Source organism: Serpentinimonas sp. SSL01 (assembly GCF_056323735.1).
In genome coordinates this window covers 812,160-828,124 of record NZ_CM150487.1, presented here as the reverse complement: position 1 = coordinate 828,124, position 15,965 = coordinate 812,160, and the positions used below count along the sequence as shown (strand labels likewise).

15 protein-coding genes and 1 pseudogene are annotated in these 15,965 nt (G+C 67.4%); 10 read left to right on the top strand and 6 right to left on the bottom strand.

All coding sequences use genetic code 11. The features are described 5' to 3' along the window. Nucleotides 1-54 precede the first annotated feature (54 nt). Nucleotides 55-873 (bottom strand): enoyl-CoA hydratase/isomerase family protein, encoded by an 819-nt coding sequence (locus ACVMK0_RS04020; RefSeq protein ID WP_250960046.1) that lies wholly within the window; start codon nucleotides 871-873, stop codon nucleotides 55-57. 443 nt (nucleotides 874-1,316) lie between these two features. Here ACVMK0_RS04020 and grpE point away from each other — a divergent pair, with 443 nt between their 5' ends. From grpE to gabT, 5 genes are all read left to right on the top strand, one after another. Continuing rightward, on the top strand, nucleotides 1,317-1,907 hold the full coding sequence (gene grpE, locus ACVMK0_RS04015; RefSeq protein WP_250960047.1) for a nucleotide exchange factor GrpE: 591 nt from the start codon (nucleotides 1,317-1,319) through the stop codon (nucleotides 1,905-1,907). Nucleotides 1,908-2,026: 119 nt separating this feature from the next. After that, complete coding sequence (gene dnaK / locus ACVMK0_RS04010) at nucleotides 2,027-3,982, top strand: molecular chaperone DnaK (RefSeq protein WP_476464384.1); 1,956 nt, start codon at nucleotides 2,027-2,029, stop codon at nucleotides 3,980-3,982. Between the two features lie 116 nt (nucleotides 3,983-4,098). Further along, nucleotides 4,099-5,235 carry a molecular chaperone DnaJ gene (gene dnaJ / locus ACVMK0_RS04005; protein ID WP_045535200.1) on the top strand — a complete coding sequence of 379 codons (1,137 nt, stop codon included), beginning with the start codon at nucleotides 4,099-4,101 and terminating at the stop codon, nucleotides 5,233-5,235. A gap of 20 nt (nucleotides 5,236-5,255) precedes the next feature. Then, nucleotides 5,256-6,620: an MBL fold metallo-hydrolase RNA specificity domain-containing protein gene (locus ACVMK0_RS04000; RefSeq protein WP_476464383.1), complete on the top strand. Its 1,365-nt coding sequence runs from the start codon at nucleotides 5,256-5,258 to the stop codon at nucleotides 6,618-6,620. A gap of 94 nt (nucleotides 6,621-6,714) precedes the next feature. Further along, entirely contained in the window at nucleotides 6,715-8,109 is a 1,395-nt protein-coding gene (gene gabT / locus ACVMK0_RS03995) for a 4-aminobutyrate--2-oxoglutarate transaminase (protein WP_476464382.1), read from the top strand. A gap of 42 nt (nucleotides 8,110-8,151) precedes the next feature. On the opposite strand, the gene ACVMK0_RS03990 is transcribed toward gabT, so the two are convergent. From ACVMK0_RS03990 to ACVMK0_RS03975, 4 genes are read right to left on the bottom strand one after another with little or no spacing between them, the layout of a single operon-like run. Beyond that, complete coding sequence (locus tag ACVMK0_RS03990; protein WP_045535194.1) at nucleotides 8,152-8,622, bottom strand: DoxX family protein; 471 nt, start codon at nucleotides 8,620-8,622, stop codon at nucleotides 8,152-8,154. Next, nucleotides 8,613-9,428 (bottom strand): HvfC/BufC N-terminal domain-containing protein, encoded by an 816-nt coding sequence (locus tag ACVMK0_RS03985; protein WP_476464381.1) that lies wholly within the window; start codon nucleotides 9,426-9,428, stop codon nucleotides 8,613-8,615. Before ACVMK0_RS03985 ends, ACVMK0_RS03990 begins: the two co-directional genes overlap by 10 nt. Further along, complete coding sequence (gene bufB / locus ACVMK0_RS03980; protein ID WP_476464380.1) at nucleotides 9,415-10,443, bottom strand: MNIO family bufferin maturase; 1,029 nt, start codon at nucleotides 10,441-10,443, stop codon at nucleotides 9,415-9,417. Before bufB ends, ACVMK0_RS03985 begins: the two co-directional genes overlap by 14 nt. Before the next feature lie 23 nt (nucleotides 10,444-10,466). Next, entirely contained in the window at nucleotides 10,467-10,772 is a 306-nt protein-coding gene (locus tag ACVMK0_RS03975; protein ID WP_476464379.1) for a BufA1 family periplasmic bufferin-type metallophore, read from the bottom strand. 149 nt (nucleotides 10,773-10,921) lie between these two features. Between ACVMK0_RS03975 and ACVMK0_RS03970 the strand changes: the two are divergent. After that, nucleotides 10,922-11,161, top strand: a pseudogene (locus ACVMK0_RS03970) (sigma-70 family RNA polymerase sigma factor); the annotation flags it as partial. Here ACVMK0_RS03970 and ACVMK0_RS03965 read toward each other — a convergent pair. Beyond that, nucleotides 11,072-11,383, bottom strand: coding sequence for a hypothetical protein (locus ACVMK0_RS03965; RefSeq protein ID WP_476464378.1), 312 nt, complete (start codon nucleotides 11,381-11,383; stop codon nucleotides 11,072-11,074). The pseudogene ACVMK0_RS03970 and the gene ACVMK0_RS03965 sit on opposite strands and share 90 nt — an antisense overlap. Before the next feature lie 4 nt (nucleotides 11,384-11,387). On the opposite strand from ACVMK0_RS03965, the gene ACVMK0_RS03960 reads away from it, so the two are divergent. From ACVMK0_RS03960 to ACVMK0_RS03945, 4 genes are all read left to right on the top strand, one after another. After that, nucleotides 11,388-11,825: a DUF1109 domain-containing protein gene (locus tag ACVMK0_RS03960; RefSeq protein ID WP_052468402.1), complete on the top strand. Its 438-nt coding sequence runs from the start codon at nucleotides 11,388-11,390 to the stop codon at nucleotides 11,823-11,825. 166 nt (nucleotides 11,826-11,991) lie between these two features. Continuing rightward, a complete protein-coding gene (locus tag ACVMK0_RS03955) occupies nucleotides 11,992-13,185 on the top strand; it encodes an acyl-CoA dehydrogenase (protein WP_476464377.1) in 1,194 nt (397 codons plus the stop codon). A gap of 22 nt (nucleotides 13,186-13,207) precedes the next feature. After that, the gene (locus ACVMK0_RS03950; RefSeq protein ID WP_476464376.1) at nucleotides 13,208-14,416 is read left to right on the top strand and encodes a CaiB/BaiF CoA transferase family protein; all 1,209 of its coding nucleotides are present in this window, start codon (nucleotides 13,208-13,210) and stop codon (nucleotides 14,414-14,416) included. Between the two features lie 39 nt (nucleotides 14,417-14,455). Further along, a complete protein-coding gene (locus tag ACVMK0_RS03945; protein ID WP_144400371.1) occupies nucleotides 14,456-15,949 on the top strand; it encodes an NAD-dependent succinate-semialdehyde dehydrogenase in 1,494 nt (497 codons plus the stop codon). The last annotated feature ends 16 nt before the right edge of the window (nucleotides 15,950-15,965 follow it).

Sequence of the window (15,965 nt, the reverse complement as noted above, 5' to 3'; positions counted from 1 at the left end):
TCCGCCAGCAGACGGAGTCGGGCTGAAGCGGCCGCAGGTGCGGCCCGGTGGCGTTCAGCGCCCCAGAAACACCGCCGGGCGCCGCTGCGCAAAGGCGGCGCGCCCTTCGGCAAAGTCGGCGCTGCGCTGGGTATGGGCCTCGCGTTCGCGCCATGCGGTGGCGTTGTGCTCGCCCAAGGCGATTTCTTGCAGGCTTTGCTTCATGCCTTGCAGGGCCAGTGGGGCCAGTTGCACCAGGCTGTGGCACCAGCGCGCCACCTCGGTGGGCAGCGCCTCGGGCGCCACCAAGGCATCGAGGTAGCCTAGGCGCAGCAGTTCGTCGGCGCTCAAGGGCTGCGCCAGCAAGAATATGCGCCGCGCCGCACCCAGCCCAAGCCGCGCCACAAAGCGCTGCAAGCCGCCGGCGCAGTAGTGCAGCCCGAGCGCGGCCGCCGGCATGCGCAGTTCCATGCCCTGCACCCCGAGCCGAAAATCGCACGCCAGCGCCAAATCGGTGGCGCCGCCATAGACGCTGCCGTTGAGCGCGCACAGCGTCACCGGGCGCACGCGCGCCAGTGCCGCGCACACGCGCTCAAAGCCTTGCGGCCCTTGGCTGGCATCGGCCTCAAAGCCGCCCATGTGGTAGCCGGCACTGAACACCGACCGCGGCGGCTGCACCCGCGCCGCCAGCACCAGCACGCGCACCGCTGCATCGGCCTCGATGCTGTCTAAGTGTTGCAGGAGCACCTGCAAATCGGCATCGCTCAAGCTGTTGCGCTGCGCCGGGCGGTTCAAGGTAAGGGTGGCCACCCCGGCCTCGATGTGCAGCATGGGGCTGGAGGCGGCGGGCCAGTCGGAGGCGTGGTCGTTGGTTTGGGAATGGTCGGGCGGCATGGCAGGCTCCGGTGTGCGCCGCGCATCATAGCCGGGCGGCGGCGGGTGGGCTGGGTGCGTTCGCAGCGCCATTGCGGCCGCAGGACGCATAAGCAAGAGCGTTCCCAGCTCGCCCGCCGCAGCCCACGCGGGGGAACCGGGTGCGCTCGCAGCGCCATTGCGGCCGAAGGACGCCTAAGCAAGAGCGTACCCAGCCCACCCGCCGCCGCCCGCGCGCGCGAGGAAATCGTGAGCTGATGAAGGTTTTCGATTTTGCCCTGCCCCGCCCCTTAGGGCACAATCGGTGCGGCTTGAGCAGAACCCGCCCGCGCCCAGTGGGGATTTTTTGCCCACCAGCCCTTGAAAGCGCGATCCTGCGCCCCATACTCAGAGCAGAGTTCTCGCTCTCACCTTCAACTAGCACCAAAGCCGCGTCGCGCGCAACACCCCTCGCACCAGCCGCCATGTCAGCCCATTCAGACCCCACCTACCACCGCCCCGAGCCCGCCGCCCCTGCGCCCAGCGCCCCCTACGCCCCGATTTCGCCCGAAGAAGCCGAGGCGGCTGCGGCTGCCGACGCCGCCGACTTGCAAACCGAGCAAGCGCAGGAGCTGGCGCGCCTGCAAGCCCAAAATGCCGAACTGGCCGAGCAGTACCTGCGCAGCAAGGCCGAGATGGAAAACCTGCGCCGGCGCACCGACGAAGAGGTGAGCAAGGTGCGCAAATTTGCCGTCGAAGCCTTTGCCGAAAGCCTGCTGCCGGTGCTTGACAGCCTGGAAGCCGGGCTGGCGGTGCAAGAGGCCACGGCGCAGCAGATACGCCAAGGGGCCGAGGCCACGCTGCTGCAGCTGCAAAGCGCGCTGGCGCGCCACAAGGTGCAGCCGATCGCGCCCGAGGCCGGCAAGCGCTTCGACCCGCACCAGCACCAAGCCATCGGCGTGGTGGCGGCACCCGGGCAAGAGCCCAACACCGTGGTGGCGGTGCTGCAAAAAGGTTACTTGATCGCCGAGCGCGTGCTGCGCCCGGCCATGGTCACGGTCACGGCGCCCAAATAAGCCGTTTTTCATACCCCAAAACGAGATCGCCAAACCGCAGCGCTTGAAATCCGGCCCATCGGCCACATCTGCGCCGCAGTCGTTTTTATTTCAGCATTTTCAGACTCTAGGAGCCACACATGGGCAAAATCATCGGCATCGATCTGGGCACCACCAACTCGTGCGTCTCGGTCATGGAAGGCAACAGCACGCGCGTGATCGAAAACAGCGAGGGCGCGCGCACCACGCCCTCCATCGTCGCCTATCAAGAGGACGGCGAGATTCTGGTTGGCGCCTCGGCCAAGCGCCAGGCCGTGACCAACCCCAAGAACACGGTCTATGCCGTCAAGCGCCTGATCGGGCGCAAGTTTGAAGAAAAAGAGGTGCAAAAAGACATCGGTCTGATGCCCTACAGCATCGTGCGCGCCGACAACGGCGACGCTTGGGTGGAGGTGCGCGGCAAGAAGCTGGCAGCACAGCAGGTGAGCGCCGAAATTTTGCGCAAGATGAAGAAAACCGCCGAAGACTACCTCGGCGAAAGCGTCACCGAAGCCGTGATCACGGTGCCGGCCTACTTCAACGACAGCCAGCGCCAAGCCACCAAAGACGCCGGGCGCATCGCCGGGCTCGATGTCAAGCGCATCATCAACGAACCCACCGCCGCCGCGCTCGCCTTTGGCCTCGACAAGCACGGCAAGGGCGACCGCAAGATCGCGGTCTATGACCTCGGCGGCGGCACCTTCGACATCTCGATCATCGAGATCGCCGACCTCGACGGCGAAAAACAGTTCGAAGTGCTCTCGACCAACGGCGACACCTTCTTGGGTGGCGAAGACTTCGACCAGCGCATCATCGACTACATCGTGACCGAGTTCAAGAAAGAACAAGGCGTCGATCTGACCAAAGACGTGCTGGCGCTGCAGCGCCTCAAGGAAGCGGCCGAAAAGGCCAAGATCGAGCTCTCCAACTCGACCCAGACCGACCTCAACCTGCCCTACATCACCGCCGACGCCTCGGGCCCGCGGCACCTCAACATCAAGCTCACCCGCGCCAAGCTCGAAGCGCTGGTCGATGAGCTGATCGAGCGCACCATCGCGCCGTGCCGCACCGCCATCAAAGATGCGGGCGTGAGCGTGGGCCAGATCGACGACGTGATTCTGGTCGGCGGCATGACGCGCATGCCCCGGGTGCAAGAAAAGGTCAAAGAGTTCTTTGGCAAAGAGCCGCGCAAAGACGTCAACCCCGACGAGGCGGTGGCCGTGGGCGCTGCGATCCAGGGCCAGGTGCTCTCGGGCGAGCGCACCGACGTGCTGCTGCTCGACGTCACGCCGCTGTCGCTGGGCATCGAGACCATGGGCGGCGTGATGACCAAGATGATCAGCAAGAACACCACCATCCCGACCAAGTTTGCGCAGGTGTTCTCCACCGCCGACGACAACCAGCCGGCGGTGACGATCAAGGTGTTTCAGGGCGAGCGCGAGATCGCCGCCGGCAACAAGCTGCTGGGCGAGTTCAACCTCGAGGGCATCCCGCCGGCACCGCGCGGCCTGCCGCAGATCGAGGTGAGCTTTGACATCGACGCCAACGGCATTTTGCACGTGGGCGCCAAAGACAAAGGCACCGGCAAAGAAAACAAGATCACGATCAAGGCCAACTCGGGCCTGACCGAGGCCGAAATCCAGAGCATGGTCAAAGACGCCGAGCTCAACGCCGCCGAAGACCACAAAAAAGTGGAACTGGTGCAGGCGCGCAACCAAGCCGACGCCTTGGTCAGTTCGGTGCGCAAGAGCCTGAAAGAGTACGGCGACAAGCTCGAGGCGGCCGAAAAAGAGTCGATCGAAGCCTCGATCAAGGCGGTTGAAGAAGCCGTCAAGGGCGAGGACAAGGCCGCCATCGAAGCCCGCAGCGCCGACCTGATGAGCGCGAGCCAGAAGCTGGGTGAGAAAATGTACGCCGACCAGCAAGCCAGCGCAGCGGCGGCAGGGGCCGCGGGTGCGGCCGGCGCTGGCGGCGACGCAGCGGGCGCGGGTGGTTCGCGCTCCGCCGCCGACAGCGACGTGATCGACGCCGAAGTGAAAGAAGTCAAGAAGGATTGATCCATCGCTGTAGTGCCGCGCCCCGAGCGCGGCCACGCAGCAGGCGCGCCGCCGCGACTCAGGGCCTCCACCGCCCGGGCGCGGCGTTTGCGCTGCATGACCAACCGGGTACCCAAATGGCCAAACGCGATTTTTACGAGATCCTGGGCGTGCCCAAGAGCGCCAGCGACGAAGACATCAAAAAAGCCTATCGCAAGCTGGCGATGAAGCACCACCCCGACCGCAATCAGGGTGCAGCGGCCAAGGCGGCCGAAGAAAAATTCAAAGAGGCCAAAGAGGCCTACGAGATGCTGAGCGATGCGCAAAAGCGCGCCGCCTACGACCAGTATGGCCACGCCGGCGTCGATCCAAACATGCGCGGCCCCGGTGGCGGGACCGAAGGTTTTGGCGGCTTTTCCGAGTCCTTTGGTGACATTTTTGGCGATATTTTTGGCGGCCAACGCGCCGGCGCCGGGCGCGGGCGGCAGGTCTATCGCGGCAGCGATCTGTCGTACGCGATGGAGGTCACGCTCGAAGAAGCCGCCAACGGCAAAGACGCCGAAATCCGCATCCCGAGCTGGGACGACTGCGGCACCTGCAACGGCAGCGGCGCCAAGCCGGGCACCAGCGTCAAAACCTGCCCGACCTGCAACGGCGCTGGCGTGGTGCAAATGCGGCAGGGTTTTTTCAGCGTGCAGCAAACCTGCCCGCACTGCCACGGCAGCGGCAAGATCATCCCCGAGCCCTGCACCGCCTGCGGTGGCCAAGGCAAGGTCAAGAAGTTCAAAAAGCTCGAAATCAAGATCCCACCCGGCATCGACGACGGCATGCGCATCCGCTCCAGCGGCAACGGCGAGCCCGGACGCAACGGCGGCCCGGCGGGCGATCTGTACATCGAAATCCGGCTGCGCAAGCACGACTTGTTCGAACGCGAGGGCGACGACCTGCACTGCCACGTGCCGGTGAGCATCACCACCGCGGCGCTGGGCGGCGAGATCGCCGTGCCCACGCTGACCGGCAAAGCCAACATCGACATCCCCGAAGGCACCCAGCACGGCAAGACCTTTCGCTTGCGCGGGCGCGGCATCAAGGGCGTGCGCTCGAGCTACCCGGGCGATCTGTACTGCCACGTCAACGTCGAAACCCCGGTCAAGCTCACCGAACACCAGCGCCGGCTGCTGCGCGAGCTCGACGAATCGTTCCAGAAAAACGGCAACAAACACAGCCCGAACGACAAGGGCTGGTTCGAGAAAGCCAAGGCTTTTTTCTCCTGATTTTGTGATCAAATGGGCGCATGAGCGTCCAAGTCACTTTCCTGGGCGGCGCCGGCACGGTCACCGGCTCCAAGTTTTTGGTGCAGCACGCGGGCCGCAGCCTGCTGGTCGATTGCGGCCTGTTTCAGGGCTATAAGCAGCTGCGGCTGCGCAACTGGGCCGCACTGCCCGTGGCGCTTGGCGGCATCGACGCCGTGGCCCTCACGCACGCGCACCTCGACCACAGCGGCTACCTGCCTCTGCTGGTGCGCCAAGGCTACCGCGGCCCGGTCTGGTGCACGCCGGGCACGCGCGACCTGTGCCGCATCCTGCTGCCCGACAGCGGCCACATCCAAGAAGAAGACGCCCAGTTCGCCAACCGCAAGGGTTTTTCCAAACACCAGCCGGCGCTGCCGCTCTACACCGAGCAAGACGCGCGCAAGTGCCTCAAGCAGCTGCACAGCGTGGCGCCGCTTCGGCTTTTCGAGCCGCTGCCGGGCTGGCAGGCGCGTTTCCATGGCGCCGGGCACATTTTGGGCGCTTCCAGCCTGTACCTCGAAGTCGGGGGGCGGCGGCTGCTGTTTTCCGGCGACCTCGGGCGCTGCGACGACCTGCTCATGTTCCCGCCCGAAGCCCCACCGGGGGCGGATGCGGTGTTCGTCGAATCCACCTATGGCAACCGCGAGCACCCCAGCGAGAACCTGGTCGATGAAATGGCCGGGCCGCTGCAGCGCGTGGCGGCACGGGGCGGCACCGTGGTCGCCCCGGTGTTTGCGGTCGGGCGCGCGCAGGCGCTGCTGCACGCCATCGTCGTGCTCAAGCAGCAGGGGCGCATCCCAGAGTCGCTGCCGGTGTACCTCGACAGCCCGATGGCGATCGAGAGCACCGAACTGTTTGCCCAGCACCTAGGCGAGCACCGCCTGAGCGCGGCCGAATGCAGCGCCATGGCGCGCGCCGCCACCATGACGCGCAGCGCCGACCAGTCGAAGGCCATTGCGCGCCAGCACGGCCCGAAAATCATCCTGTCGGCCAGCGGCATGGCCACCGGTGGCCGCGTGCTGCACCACCTGCAGTTGTATTTGGGCGACCACCGCAACTTGGTGCTGCTCACCGGCTTTCAGGCCGCCGGCACGCGCGGGGCCACGCTTGCCCAGGGTGGCAGCAGCCTGCGCATCCACGGCCAAGACTGGCCGGTGCGCGCCGAGGTGCTGCAACTGCACGCCTCGTCGGCGCACGCCGACGCGCCGCAGCTGCTGAACTGGCTGCGCGCCATTCCCGGCCAGCCGCAACGCGCCTTTGTCATCCACGGCGAGCCCGATGCCGCCGACACGCTGCGCCGCCGCATCGAAACCGAGCTGCGCTGGAGCGCGCTGGTGCCCGAACACGGCTCGACTTGGGACGTTTGAGGCCCCTCTGCCCGAGCGCACGCCGCCCTTGCGAATCGCGACCCGTCCGCAGCCCGACCCGCAGCCCCGACCACCGCTCCACCCGCAACCCCGCATGAACACCCCGCCCAGCACCCCACCCAGCACCGCGCCCGCCACCCCCACCACCCCAGCCACCAACGCCGCGCTGATGGCGCGCCGCCGCGCCGCCCTGCCCGCCGGGCTGGGCCAGACCTACGAGGTGTTCATCGAGCGCGCCGACAACGCCGAAGTCTGGGACGTGCAAGGCCAGCGCTACATCGACTTTGCGGGCGGCATCGCCGTGCTCAACACCGGGCACCGGCACCCGCGCATCGTGCAGGCGGTCAAGGCGCAGCTCGACCAGTACCACCACACCTGCTTTCAGGTGCTGGCCTACGAGCCCTACGTGGAACTGGCCGAGCGCCTGATTGCCCTCGCGCCCGGCGACTTTGCCAAAAAAGCCTTTTTCCTCTCCACCGGGGCCGAGGCGGTCGAAAACGCGGTCAAGATCGCCCGCGCCGCCACCAAGCGCTCGGCGGTGATCGCCTTTGGCGGCGGCTTTCATGGCCGCACCCTGCTCGGGATGGCGCTCACCGGCAAGGTGGCGCCCTACAAAAGCGGTTTTGGGCCTTTTCCGGCCGAGATTTACCACGCCGAATTCCCCAACCCGCTGCACGGCGTGAGCGTGGCCGACGCGCTGCGCTCGCTCGAGCACCTTTTCAAGTACGACCTCGAGCCCGCGCGCGTGGCCGCCATCATCCTCGAGCCGGTGCAGGGCGAAGGCGGCTTTTACGTGGCCCCACCCGAGTTTGCCCAAGCCCTGCGCGCGCTGTGCGACCAGCACGGCATCGTGCTCATCGCCGACGAAATCCAGACCGGCGCCGGCCGCACCGGCACCTGGCTGGCGTGCGAGCAGTGGGGGCCGCAGGCCTGCCCCGACCTGATCACCATGGCCAAGTCGATGGCTGGCGGCTTTCCGCTGTCGGCCGTGATCGGCCGCGCCGACCTGATGGACGCCCCCGCCCCCGGCGGCTTGGGCGGCACCTACGCCGGGCACCCGCTGGCCTGCGCGGCCGCGCTGGCGGTGCTCGACGTGTTCGAGCAAGAGCAGCTGTTGCCGCGCGCGCAAGCCGTGGGAGCGCGGCTGCGCGCCGGCTTGCAGGCGCTGGCAGCGCTGCACCCCGAAATCGGCGATGTGCGCGGCCTAGGGGCCATGCTGGCGATCGAGCTGTTTGCGCCCGAGCCCGCTGCACATTCCGCCGCACACCCCGCCTCCCACCCCAGCCAGCGCCAGCCCGACCCCGAACTCACACGCCGCGTCTGCGCCGAAGCGCTGGCGCGCGGGCTGGTGCTGCTCTCGTGTGGCCTGTACGCCAACGTGATCCGCATCTTGGTGCCGCTCACCGCCTCCGATGCCCTGCTCGACGAAGGGCTGGCGCTGCTGGGTGCGGCGCTGGCGGCGGCCAAGGGCGCAGCAAAGCCCGAATAAGTCGCTTGCCGCCCCCACAAGCCCTTAAACCACCTGCCCCGCTCAGCCTCTCAGCCCCCGGCCCCACAACCAGTGGTCGAGCGAGTACCTCCCGGCGCCGCGGCCCAGCAGGTAAAGCAGCGCCGCGGCCCAAGTCAAATGGGTCGGCCAAGCGTCTGGGTAGACCCAGAACTGAATCACCGCCGTCATGCACAACAGGCCCAGCGCGGCCCAGCGCGTGCCCAAACCCAGCACCAGCAGCAGCGGCAACAGGTGTTCGGCGTAGGTGGCCAAGTGCGCGGCCCACAGCGGCGGGATCAGTGGCAGGGCGAATTCGTGCTCGAACAACAGCAGCGCCGACTCGTTGACTTGCAACCAGCCATCGACCTTGGTGCGGCCCGAGAACCAGAAAATCCCGGCCAAGCCAAAGCGGCAGGCCAAGGCGATGAGCGCGTGGCTGATCCAGCGCTCCAGACTATCGGTAATGGCATGGGTGTTCAGATGCGTTGCTCTGGCTTGGGTGTTCATGTGCATGGCTTGGTGTTGGGGGGTTGGCAAAAAGCGCCTAGGCTGAGCAAGGTGTGCAAGGTCTGGGCCGGATGCGGGTCGGGGCTGTGGTGGGTGTCCGGCTGGACCTCGAGTGCCGCCGCCATTGCCACCCCCAAAGAGTGACCTTGGGCGCAGGCGGCAAGCAAGGCGGCACCCGATGCGCTCAGCGGTTGCCACTGCACCGCCCCGGTTGCAGCGCGCGCAAACAGCAGGCCGTCGCCCTGCCAGTGCGGCGGATTGGGGTCGTCCCAGTGCTCGCGCGCGGCACGCCAGAGGCTGCCGATGGGCAACTCGGCAAACCAGGCCCAGCGCGTGGCCGGGTGCAGGTGCAGGCGCCGCTCGGCCAGATCGGTCACCGCCAGGGCCTGCAAATTTTCGGGCCACAGGTGTGGGGCATCGGCGGCGGCGTGGCTTTGGCTCCAGAGCCGGTCCAGCCGCGCCACACCGGGCAGGTAGGGCAAGCCGCGCACGGCTTCGCACTGCGCCAAAAAATCCGCAAAACCCTCGCCGTAGTGCAGCAGCCGGCTGTCGCTGGGCGGCTGCGCGTGCACATATTCGATCGCGCAGGCGCTAAAACACGCTTCGCCGATGAGCGTCTGCACGGCCGGAAAATTGGCTTGCAGCGCATCCACGCAGCCCTTGAGCACTGTGTTGCGATAGACCCGCCAACCGGGCTGGGTTTGCCAGTCGGGCCGGGTTTGAAGCCCGGCCGCAGCGTTGGCTAGCGGCTCCGGCGCCCACAGCGCCGCCCAGAAGGCGTGCTGGAAGCTGTTCAAATCAAGCTGCTGCATGGGTCGCTCCCAGTCGAAACGCTTGCCTGCCCCGTGCGGCCCCGGCCAAAGCCATACCGGGCAATCCTGCTGCCTGCGCCGCCTGCCAGCCAGCGGCCTGCAGCCCGCGCTGAGCGCGCTCGCGCTCCTGCAGCAGCTCGTCAAAGGCTGGCACGTCGCCATCGCGCTCGATCAGGGTGGGGCGCGGCCCGATGCGCTCGATCAGGCGCTGGTAGAGCCGCCAGACGCCCTCCGACACCGGCGTCGCGTGCGCATCCACCCACAGCGCCTCACCGATCAGGGGGTCGGCTTGATGGCCTGCCAGATGAATCTCGAGCACCGCATCGGGGTCAAAGGCGCACAGCAGCGGCCACGGGTCGAAGCCGAGGTTGTGCGCCGACACACACACGTTGTTCACGTCCAGCAGCAGGCCGCAGCCGCTGCGCCGCGCCAGCGTGTTCAGAAAATCGGCCTCCTCCCACTCGTGCCCCGGCAGATGCAGGTAGTGTGAGGGGTTTTCGATTGCGATGCGCCGCTGCAAGCGCTCCTGCACCTGGTCGATGCGCCGCTCCAGCCGCGTCAGCGCCTGGCGGTTGCGCAAGATCGGCAGCAGATCGGGGGCGTAATGCCCATCCAGCACCGACCACGCCAGATGCTCCGACACCAGCGCCGGCTGCACCCGTTCGCACAGGGCAGCCAAGCGCTCTAGGTGCTGCACATCGGGCTCATCGGGACCGGCAAGGGACATCGACACCCCGTGCAGCGACAGCGGATGGCGCTCGCGCACCGCCTCCAGCCACGCCAGCCGCGGCCCGCCCTCGACCAAGTAGTTCTCTGGGTGCACCTCAAACCACAGGCCACTGGTGCGGCTCGAAGGCAGGGCACAGGCGGCATCGTAATGTTGCGGCTTCAGGCCCAAGCCCGCGCCCAAGCCCGCGCCCAAACCTGCGCCCAAGCCCGCCCCCAGCCCCGCCCCCAGCCCCGCGCCAAGCCCGGTGCCGGGATTGGCAGGTGCGGCATTTTGTGTCGCATCCATAGCGGCCACTTAGCGCGCCCGGATCAGGAACGGATGGGGGTGAGCGAACCCATGCCGGTGGGCGTTTTGATCGAGGTGCAGGTGCCTGCCGGCACGTACTTCCAAGCGTTGCCTTGGTAGTCGGTGCGCGCGCTGCCCGCGCAACTGGTGTCGGGGCCGGCGGCACAGTCGTTCTTGCCCGCCATCGAGACGCCATAGCAGCGCTCTTGCGCCACGCGTTGAGTGGTGTTGCTGCGGTCTTGCGCCACCACGACGGTAGCGGTCAGGGCCGTGAAAGCGGCCAGGGTGGCCACGGCGGCCAGCGATTTTCCAAGGGTGTTGGTGTTCATCAAAAAGCTCCATGCTTTGGGTGGTTGGAGTGCCCGGCCGTGGCGTCCATTGCTAGGCCGTGGCACCTGCTAGTTCGCTCGGCCACAGCGATTGGTTACAGTGCGGGCAGAAAAAATAATTTTTTGCGACGCTGTAACCTTGGGCCTGCATGCAACGAACTAGCAACATGACTGCAACCGAGCACGAACTGCGCGGCTTGCTCCTGCTGGGGCTGGATGGGGATGGCCCCGCCTACCACCAGTTTCTGCATCGGATCACACCCTTGCTGCGCGGTTATTTTCGTCATCGTTTAAACAAGTTACCAGATGAAGTTGAAGATTTGGTTCAGGAAACCTTGATGGCCATACACACCCAACGCCACACCTACCGGCGCAGTGAGCCGCTGACCGCTTGGGTGCACGCGCTGGCGCGCTACAAGCTGGTCGATCTGTGGCGCCGCCGCTCCCGCCACGAAGCGCTCAACGAGCCGCTGGACGAGGATCTGGCGCTGTTTGCCGGCAGCGACCAAAGCCCATACGAGAGCGCGCACGACAGCGCACACGAAACCCGGCGCGACCTGGCGCTGCTGCTCGAAGCCCTGCCTGAGCACCAGCGCCTGCCGATCGTGCACACCAATGGTGAGCGCCTTGGGTGCCGCCCTGCTGTGGCGCCTAGCGCACCCCGGGATGCGAGCGGGCACCCTGGCTTGGGCGGTGCTGCTGCCGGTGGCGTTGCTGTGGCTGTGGGCGGCATGGGTGCTTTGGCAGGCAGCGCCAGCGCAGCGGCTCGATCTGTTGCTGGGCCAAACTTGGCGCGTGTGCAGCCTCAACATCGTACTCACCGCCCTGCCCTTGGGGCTGGGGCTATTTTGGGCCCTGCGCGGGCTGGCCCCCACGCAACCGGTCGCGTGCGGCGCCGCTGCGGGGTGGCTGGCTGGCGCGTTGGCGGCGCTGCTTTATTCGCTGCACTGCGCCGAAATGGCCGCCCCCTTTCTGGCCGTCTGGTACGTGCTGGGCATGGCGGCCTGCGCCGGCCTAGGGGCGGCGCTGGGAGCGCGCAGCTTGCGCTGGTGAGGATATTGGGCAGGGGACGGCCTGCCCGGCAGCGCCATGAACGGGTGGAGTGGGCAGCGCGCAGCGATTGGCAATCAGGCGACACCGCGCATCTGCGCCAGACGCTAAACTTGGCCCGTCGGTGCGCCGGGCGACGGCGTGCAGCGACTCCACCTGCGAGCCCCTCATGCCCACCCCATCCTCCAGCCCCCGCTTCGATTGGTCCGACCCCTTTCTGCTCGATAGCCAGCTCAGCGCCGACGAGCGCGCCGTGCGCGATGCCGCCCGTGCCTACTGCCAAGCAAAACTGCTGCCGCGGGTGCAACTGGCGTTTCGCCACGAAAGCACGGACCGATCCATCTTCAACGAAATGGGCGCGCTCGGCCTGCTGGGCCCCACCATACCCGAAGCCTATGGCGGCGCTGGGCTTAATTATGTGAGCTACGGGCTGGTGGCGCGCGAGGTGGAGCGCGTGGATTCGGGCTACCGCTCGATGATGAGCGTGCAAAGCTCACTGGTGATGGTGCCGATCTACGAATTTGGCACCGATGCGCAAAAGCAGCAATACCTGCCCAAGCTGGCCCGCGGCGAGTGGGTGGGCTGCTTTGGCCTGACCGAACCCAACCACGGTTCCGACCCCGGCAGCATGATCACCCGCGCCAAGAAAGTGCCCGGCGGTTACGCGATCAGCGGCGCCAAGACGTGGATCACCAACTCCCCGATCGCCGACGTATTCGTGGTCTGGGCCAAGGACGATGAAGGCGCCATTCGCGGCTTCATCCTAGAAAAAGGCTGGAAAGGCCTGAGCGCACCGACCATCCACGGCAAGGTGGGCCTGCGCGCCAGCATCACCGGCGAGATCGTGATGGAAGACGTGCTTTGCCCCGAAGCCAACGCCTTCCCCGATGTGCGCGGCCTCAAGGGCCCGTTCACCTGCCTCAACAGCGCCCGCTACGGCATCGCTTGGGGCGCGCTGGGTGCGGCCGAAGACTGCTGCGCCCGCGCGCGCCAGTACGTGCTCGAGCGGCAGCAGTTCGGCCGCCCGCTGGCCGCCAACCAGCTGATTCAAAAGAAGCTGGCCGATATGGTGAGCGAAATCGCGCTCGGTCTGCAAGGTTGTCTGCGCCTAGGGCGCCTGAAAGACGAAGGCCAGGCCGCCGTCGAACTCACCAGCCTGCTCAAGCGCAACAGCTGCGGCAAGGCGCTTGACATCGCCCGCCAAGCGCGCGATATGCTCGGTGGCAACGGCATCAGCGACGAATACGGCGTGGCGCGGCACCTGGTCAACCTCGAAGTGGTCAACACCTACGAGGGCACGCACGACGTGCACGCCCTCATCCTTGGGCGCGCCATCACGGGCATCGCCGCTTTTGCCAACTGAGAGACTGAGAGCCAAACGCCCCATGCCCCCTGCCCCCTTCAGCGCCAGCCCCGCCGCCGCGCCGCCGCGGCCACTCGAGGGCGTGCGCGTGCTCGACCTCTCGCGCGTGCTCGCCGGCCCTTGGGCAGCACAGATACTGGCCGACTACGGCGCCGACGTGATCAAGGTCGAGCGCCCCGGCTGCGGCGACGACACCCGCGCCTGGGGCCCGCCCTGGTGGGGCGAAGGCGAGCAGCGGCTATCGGCCTACTTCGTCTGCGCCAACCGCGGCAAGCGCTCGGTGGCCATCGACCTGACCCAGCCCGAAGGCATCGAGCAGGTGCGCCAGCTCGCGCGCGAGGCCGACGTGCTGATCGAAAACTACAAAGTCGGCCAACTGGCGCGCTATGGGCTGGATGCGCCCAATCTGCAGGCCCTCAACCCGCGCCTGATCTACTGCTCCATCACCGGCTACGGCCAGACGGGCCCGCTCTCGCCCCGCGCCGGTTACGACTTTGCCATCCAAGCCGAAGGCGGCCTGATGAGCATCACTGGCAACCCCGACGGCGAGCCGCAAAAGGTGGGCGTGGCGGTCTCCGATCTGCTCACCGGCGTCTATGCCTGCAGCGCCATCTTGGCCGCGCTGCACGAGCGCGGGCGCACCGGGCGCGGGCGCGTGATCGACGCCGCCTTGTTCGACGTGCAAGTCGCCATGCTGGCCAACCAAGCCAGCAACCAGCTCATCGGCGCCACCCGGCCCAGCCGCATGGGCAACGCGCACCCCAACATCGTGCCCTACCAGGTTTTTGCCACCCGCGACGGCCACCTCGTGCTGGCCGTGGGCAACGACGCCCAGTTCAGCCGCCTGTGCGAGGCCATCGGCCAGCCGCTGCTGGCGCGCGACCTGCGCTTTGGCACCAACCCGGCGCGGGTGCAACACCGCCAGGAGCTGATCGAGCTCATCGGCCCGGTGCTGCGCCAGCGCGACACCGCCGACTGGCGCGCGCTGCTCGATGCGCTGGGCATCCCCTGCGCCCCCATTTTGGACGTGGCGCAGGTGCTCGAGCACCCACAAGTGGCGGCGCGCGGCCTGATCATCCCCGCGCAAGCGGCGCCAGAGGATGGCGCGCCGGGCACCCCGCCCGCGGTGGCGCACCCGATCCTGCTCGACGGCCAGCGCCCCTGCGCCGCACTGCCCCCACCCACACTCGGCCCCGCGCACACGCACTGGCAGCCGCTGCCGGGCACCTAACCCCCAAACGAGCGCATCAGCCACCCCATGTCCATGACTATGCCCACCCCCACCGCCTGCCCCTTGAGCCTGCTGCGCGACCCCAGCCTGCTCAAAACCGACGCCCTGATCGACGGCCGCTGGGTGCCCGGCAGCCAGCGCTTTGACGTGCACGACCCCGCCACCGGGGCCAAGCTGGCCGATGTCGCCAACCTCGGACCGGCCGAGGCCCAGCAGGCGATCGACGCCGCCCACGCCGCTTGGCCGGCCTGGCGCAACCAAACCGCCAAGCAGCGCAGCCAGATTTTGCGCCGCTGGTTCGAACTGCTGCTGGAGCACCAAGACGATCTGGCGCGGCTCATGACCGCAGAACAAGGCAAACCCTTGGCTGAAACCCGGGGCGAAGTCGCGTATGGGGCCAGCTTCGTCGAATGGTTTGCCGAAGAAGCCAAGCGCGTCAATGGCGAAACCCTGCCGCAGTTTGACCCGAATCGGCGCCTGCTGGTGCTCAAGCAGCCCATCGGCGTCTGCGCCGCCATCACGCCTTGGAACTTTCCGCTGGCCATGATCACGCGCAAAGTGGCGCCGGCGCTGGCGGCGGGCTGCCCGGTGATCGTCAAACCGGCCGAACTCACGCCCCTGACCGCGCTCGCCGCCGCCGAACTGGCCCAGCGCGCCGGCCTGCCGCCGGGCGTGCTCAACGTGCTCAGCGCCGACAGCGCGCGCTCGATCGCCATCGGCCAGGTGCTGTGCGCCAGCGACACCGTGCGCCACCTGAGCTTCACCGGCTCCACCGAAGTCGGGCGCATCCTGATGGCGCAGTGCGCGCCGACGGTGAAAAAGCTCGCGCTCGAACTCGGCGGCAATGCCCCCTTTATCGTCTTTGACGACGCCGACCTCGACAGCGCCGTCGAAGGCGCGCTGGCCAGCAAATACCGCAACGCCGGCCAGACCTGCGTCTGCGCCAACCGCTTTTATGTGCAAGCTGGCATCTACGAAGCCTTTATACAAAAATTCGCGGCCCGGGTCGGCACGCTGCAAGTGGGCAACGGCTTTGCCGAAGGCGTGGCCATCGGGCCGCTGATCGAGCCCGCCGCGCTCGACAAGGTGCAGCGCCACCTCGACGACGCGCAGGCCCAAGGGGCGCGCGTGCTGGTGGGTGGGCAGCGCCTGAGCGCGCTGGGCAGCGGCCAGTTTTTTGCCCCCACCGTGCTCGCCGACTGCCACGCCGCCATGCTGTGCGCGCGCGAAGAAACCTTCGGCCCGCTGGCCCCGGTGTTCCGCTTCGAGAGCGAACAAGAAGCCATCGCCGCCGCCAACGCCACCGAATTTGGGCTGGCGAGCTACTTCTACAGCCGCGACGTGGGCCGCATCTGGCGCGTGAGCGAGGCGCTGGAGTACGGCATGGTGGGCGTCAACGTCGGCATCTTGGCCACCGAACACGTGCCCTTTGGCGGAATGAAACAGTCGGGCCTCGGGCGCGAGGGTTCGCACCACGGCATCGACGAATACCTGGAGCTCAAGTACGTCTGCGTGGGTGACGTGCTGCGTTGAACCGCACCTGCGCGGC